This window comes from Bradyrhizobium oropedii (genome assembly GCF_020889685.1).
GTDB lineage: Bacteria > Pseudomonadota > Alphaproteobacteria > Rhizobiales > Xanthobacteraceae > Bradyrhizobium > Bradyrhizobium oropedii.
This window is the reverse complement of record NZ_JACMYO010000325.1, coordinates 1-4,659: the sequence shown is the minus strand read 5'-3', so window position 1 is coordinate 4,659 and position 4,659 is coordinate 1. Positions and strand designations below refer to the sequence as shown.

Annotated in this window: 5 protein-coding genes; 3 read left to right on the top strand and 2 right to left on the bottom strand. The window is 66.3% G+C overall.

The window, feature by feature from the left end; genetic code table 11:
• The coding region (locus H8A95_RS41620) for an NTP transferase domain-containing protein (protein WP_229188258.1) at nt 1-260 on the bottom strand (260 nt) is incomplete at its 3' end.
• 183 nt (nt 261-443) lie between these two features.
• Here H8A95_RS41620 and H8A95_RS41615 point away from each other — a divergent pair.
• The gene (locus H8A95_RS41615) at nt 444-1,841 is read left to right on the top strand and encodes a hypothetical protein (protein WP_229188257.1); all 1,398 of its coding nucleotides are present in this window, start codon (nt 444-446) and stop codon (nt 1,839-1,841) included.
• Between the two features lie 96 nt (nt 1,842-1,937).
• Complete coding sequence (locus tag H8A95_RS41610) at nt 1,938-2,318, top strand: hypothetical protein (protein ID WP_018271584.1); 381 nt, start codon at nt 1,938-1,940, stop codon at nt 2,316-2,318.
• Here H8A95_RS41610 and H8A95_RS41605 read toward each other — a convergent pair.
• Nucleotides 2,278-3,906 (bottom strand): glycoside hydrolase family 17 protein, encoded by a 1,629-nt coding sequence (locus tag H8A95_RS41605; protein ID WP_229188256.1) that lies wholly within the window; start codon nt 3,904-3,906, stop codon nt 2,278-2,280. The two genes, H8A95_RS41610 and H8A95_RS41605, sit on opposite strands and share 41 nt — an antisense overlap.
• Nucleotides 3,907-4,150: 244 nt before the next feature.
• Between H8A95_RS41605 and H8A95_RS41600 the strand changes: the two genes are divergently transcribed.
• A partial coding sequence (locus H8A95_RS41600; RefSeq protein WP_229188255.1) for a beta-1-3, beta-1-6-glucan biosynthesis protein occupies nt 4,151-4,659 on the top strand: 509 nt, incomplete at its 3' end.

The window sequence follows — 4,659 nt, the reverse complement described above, 5'->3', positions numbered from 1 at the left end:
GCATGCGCCGTGCCGAGCCGCTCGCGCTGCACGAAGGCCTGCGCATCGGGTCGCACCCGGCGCGCCTCGGCCGCGACCGCCTCATGATCCGGGCCGATCACGACGGCGAGCTGCGATCCCGCGCCGGAGGCGGCGGCATTGAGCACATGCGACAGCAGCGCCTGCCCGGCCACGGGGTGCAGCACCTTCGGCAGCGACGAGCGCATCCGCGTGCCCTCGCCGGCCGCAAGCACCACTGTCAGGCTGGTTCGCGCAGTCATTCGAAATCCTCGATGTCTCGCGCAGTCGGCTGCGCCAAGCTTTCTTCGAGGCCGTCTTTAATTGTTTTCCCCGGCAGAAGAAACCGATTCGCCTCCGTGAACCCTAGGATTCAAGTTCCCGGTCCATTTCCTGTTAATCTTTGCCTCGTGATTCGGCGGGCCTTGAGGAGGGCCAAGCGGGCTTTGGCCAAAGATCGCGACAATCTGGCGGCGGAATTCGAGACCGAGAGCACCACCGGCTTTTTGGCCGAGGAGGAAGCTTTCGATCGCCGCATGCTGTGGCGGCTCGGGTCGTGGGGCGTCGCCGCGGTCGGCGCCGTCACCATTGCCGTAATGGCCAACCAGTCGGCGCTGACGCTGAAGCGCGACCAGATCGCCGCGTCAGAGGTCGCACGCCAGGCCCAGCAGTTGCAGACGCTGGCGAAAGAGAGCCACAACGAGACGCGCCGGCTGGCGTCCGCGATCGACACGCTCAACGGCGACCGCGACCGGCTCTATTCGCGCGTCACGACGATCGAGCAAGGCCTGGACTCCGTGACCGGCACGATTGCCAAGCAGCCGGCGGCGCCATCACCGTCGGCTGCCGCACCGGGCACGCCGCCCGCAACAGCCAATGCGGTGCCCGCTTCCTCCGCGCCGGCCGTCGCCGCGGTCGCGACGATGCCGCCTGCGCCATCGGACAAGCCGGCCGCGACCGACAAGGCGCCCACATCCGCCGACAACAAGGCACCGGCAGCGATCGAGAAGCCGGTTGCGACGGCTGAAAAGACCGTCGCGACTGAGAAGAAGGCCGCGGCCGCAGCGCCGAAGCCTCAGGCCGTCGCGGAGAAGCCGTCAGCTTCCGACAATTCGCCGCCGGTTTCTGCCGCCACCAGCACATCGGTTGCCAGTCTGATGAGCGCCGCCGTTGCAGCCGGCGCCGAGGATACCAAGGCCGCGGCGCGGCCGCCCTCCGCCATGCCGGTCATGGACAAACCGGCGATCGACAAACCGCGCGTGGCATCACTCGATCCCGCTGCCAACAAGACGGTCGAAGCGCTCAAGCCTCCGACTGCCAACGATGTCAGCGTGGCGCCGATCCCGCCGCTGGTGATCACAGCGGATCCGGACGCCGACGCGGAAGACGACGCCGGCGCGCCGAAGGCACAGATCCACCGCACCGAGTTCGGTGTCGATCTCGGCACGGCAAATTCGGTCAATGGACTGCGCGCGCTCTGGCGCGGCCTGCTGAAGTCCAAGGCCAACGCGCCGCTGGCCGCACTGCGGCCGATCATCGTCATCAAGGAAAACGGCAACGGGCTCGGCATGCAGTTGCGCCTGGTGGCCGGACCGCTGAACGACGCCGGGACCGCCGCCAGGATCTGCGCCGGCCTCAGCCTGATCCAGCGGACCTGCGAGACGGCGATCTATGACGGCCAGCGGCTGGCCCTGAACGAGCCGCCCCCCGGAGCCAGGCCGGCGCTGCCGCACCGGCGGCTCGCGCCGAAGCGTGCGGTGGCGCCGCCGCAGCAGCCTGTCGCCGAGGAAAAGAAGCCGGAGCCGACGACGATTTCCTCGATGTTCCGGCGGAACAGCCAATAATCATGTGAAGCGAAGGGATTGCGGCCTAATTCTCAACTGATTTCGCTGCTCTGACCCGGCCTTGTCCCAGACCCCGTTCCCAACCATAGTGCCGCGATGACAAAACCTCCGTTCCGCCTCTCCCCCTACCAGGTCCAGTTCCTGATGGTCGTCGGCTTCGTCACCGTCGGCTACGCGCTGTACGTGCGCTATCTGGCGATCGAATTCTCGCCCGTTGCGCTGGCCTGCGACGCCGGCACGCAGACCATGCTCTGCAAGGCGCGCGCGCTGTCGACCGTGCTGTTCAAGAACTCGGTGTTCGGGATCACGGCGCTGGTGATCGCGGTGCTGAACCTGACGCGGCCGTCGATCGTGCTGCTCACCGTCGGCCTGATCGCTGCGGGGCTCGGGATCGTGCTCTACAACGTCGTGCTGTCGGGCCTTGCGATCGGGCTGTTTATCCTGGGTTTTGCGCGGCCCGCGCCCGCCACAGCGTAGCGGCGAGCAAGAGGTACATCACACAGGTCCAGTCGGACTGCCAGTTGATCGTGCCCTCGTTGTAGATCGTGTAGAGGGCGGCGATCACGAGCAGGCCGGCGAACACGGATTCCGCGAGCGGCCGGATGCCTTCCTTCGGACGGTTGAGCATGGTGAGCAGCGCGAACGGCACCACCGCCATCGTGAGCGAGGCATAGGGGAAATCGCGGTAGCGCGGATCGAAGGTGAAGCCGAGCGCGGTTTCGGCCGCGATCACCGTGGTGACGATCAGCACGATTGCCAGCACCGCGCCGATCGCGCCCTTGCCGCGATAGTCGCGCGGCCCCACCAGTTCCAGGAATGTCGGCAGCGAGCGCCCGGCGATCAGCGCGTGCGCGGTCAGCAGGGGCGAGACGATCGCAGCCGCGAGCAGCGCGCCCCAATGCAGCGAGCCGGCGACGCCATAGCTCTCGTAATACATCTTGTCGCCGGCAATCCCGAGCAGCGTCCCCGCCGTCGTCGCCGAAATGGCGACTGCGATCCAGGCCGACGGCCGCGGCGTCCAGGGCCGGCGGCGCAGCGTCAGCCAGGCCGCGAGGAAAGTGGCGACCGACAGCGCCATGCCGCCCGCCATCTGCAGCTTCCACTCGGGATAGTTGCTGATCGCAACGCCCGGCGGATATTTGACCTGCCGCTTGATCGAATCGAACAGACCCCAATTGCCGCCGACGGTGCCCTCGAGCTTGCGCTTCCAGGGCTGGTCATAGGCCTCGATCAGGTTGACGCGAAAGCCCTCGCGCTTGGCGAGGTCGAGGATCTCGGACACCACCCGCGCCTGGTTGGTGCGCGACGGCAGTGCGCCCTCCCGCATCCGTCCCTGGCTCGGCCAGCCGGTCTCGCCGATCAGGATCTCCTTGGCGGGGAACGTCACCGCCATCCGCTTGCGGATATCGTCGACATGCGCCGCGGCGTACTTCGCCTTGACCGGGACGTCCTCCCAATACGGCAGGATATGAATGGTGACGAAATCGACCGCGTCATAGATCTCGCGGTTCTTCACCCAATATTCCCAGACGTCGGCATAGGTCACAGGGAGATTGCCCGCTGCCGCCTTCACCGCGCGGATGTTGCCGGCAAGATCGGCGGCGGTCATCTCGCCGCGCAGCAGCACCTCGTTGCCGACGATCAGCGAGGTAACGACACCCGGATATTCCTTGGCGAGCCGCACCGCGATGGCGATCTGCTGCAGGTTCTTGAAGCGGTTGCTGCTGAGCCAGATGCCCTGCATCACCTTCAGCCCGACCTTGGCCGCAACGCCGGGGACCTGGTCGAGGCCGTTCTCGATCGAATAGGTCCGCACGCAATCGGTGACCTTGGCAAGATCGGCCAGATCCTGCTCGATCTGCTCGACCGGAATCTGCGTGGTCGGATCGAGCGGCGTCTGGGCGCCGCGGAACGGCGTGTAGGACACGCATTGCAGTTTTGCGGCAGGATCGATCGGCGCACGCGCGAGCGTAATCGGCGTGGCGAGCCACCACCACACGGATGCAATCACGGCGAGCGAGATCAGGAGAAGCGCCAGCGGCGTACGAAGCGAAATCGGTTCCATCCTCCGGGGGACCGTCGAATTAGCCGGTCACAGCCCATCTGCCAAGTGTAGGATTAGGTCAATACCATGGTTGTCCTGCGACAGTTTTGCGCTGGGTCGATAAAGTTGTGAGTTTGCTGGACAAAATACCAAATTCCAGTCATGGGATTCCGCCAGAGTCTCCGCCGCACTGGAGACCTATTTGGACGGCATCACGCGAGCCGTTAAGATGATCCCGCAGGGGCAGGAACATATCGGGGAATGCATGCGTCGACGGCTGCTTGAGTTGAAGAACACTGCTTTGCGCCACCTTGCCGTAACGGGCGTTGTCGCCTGTCTCGCGCTCCTGAACGGAGCCGGCGGCGCGTTCGCCCAGAGCGGCACGCCGAACCCGCCTGATCAGGCCAAACAGCAGCCTGGACAGCCCGACGCCAATGCCAACGCCGTGCGCGAGGCCAACCAGCGCAAGGTCGAGGAATTCGTCGAGGCCCAGCAGGCCATCAACGGCCCGGCCGGCAACCCGGAATGCGTCTGGCTCGGCCGCCGCGTGGTCCGCCTGATGTGGAACGACGACCTCGATACCGCCTTCCGCCATCTCGACCTTTATGACCGGTTCGGTTGCCCCGGCGGCCATGTCCAGGCCGCCTTCCGCTGCCTGACCCGGTTCGGCGCCCAGATCGACGACAAGGTGCGCGGCAGCCTCGACGGCCGTATCCACGCCTGCTGGATCAACCCGGGCGCCCAGCCGCAGGCCGCGGCAGCCGCCGCGCCGAG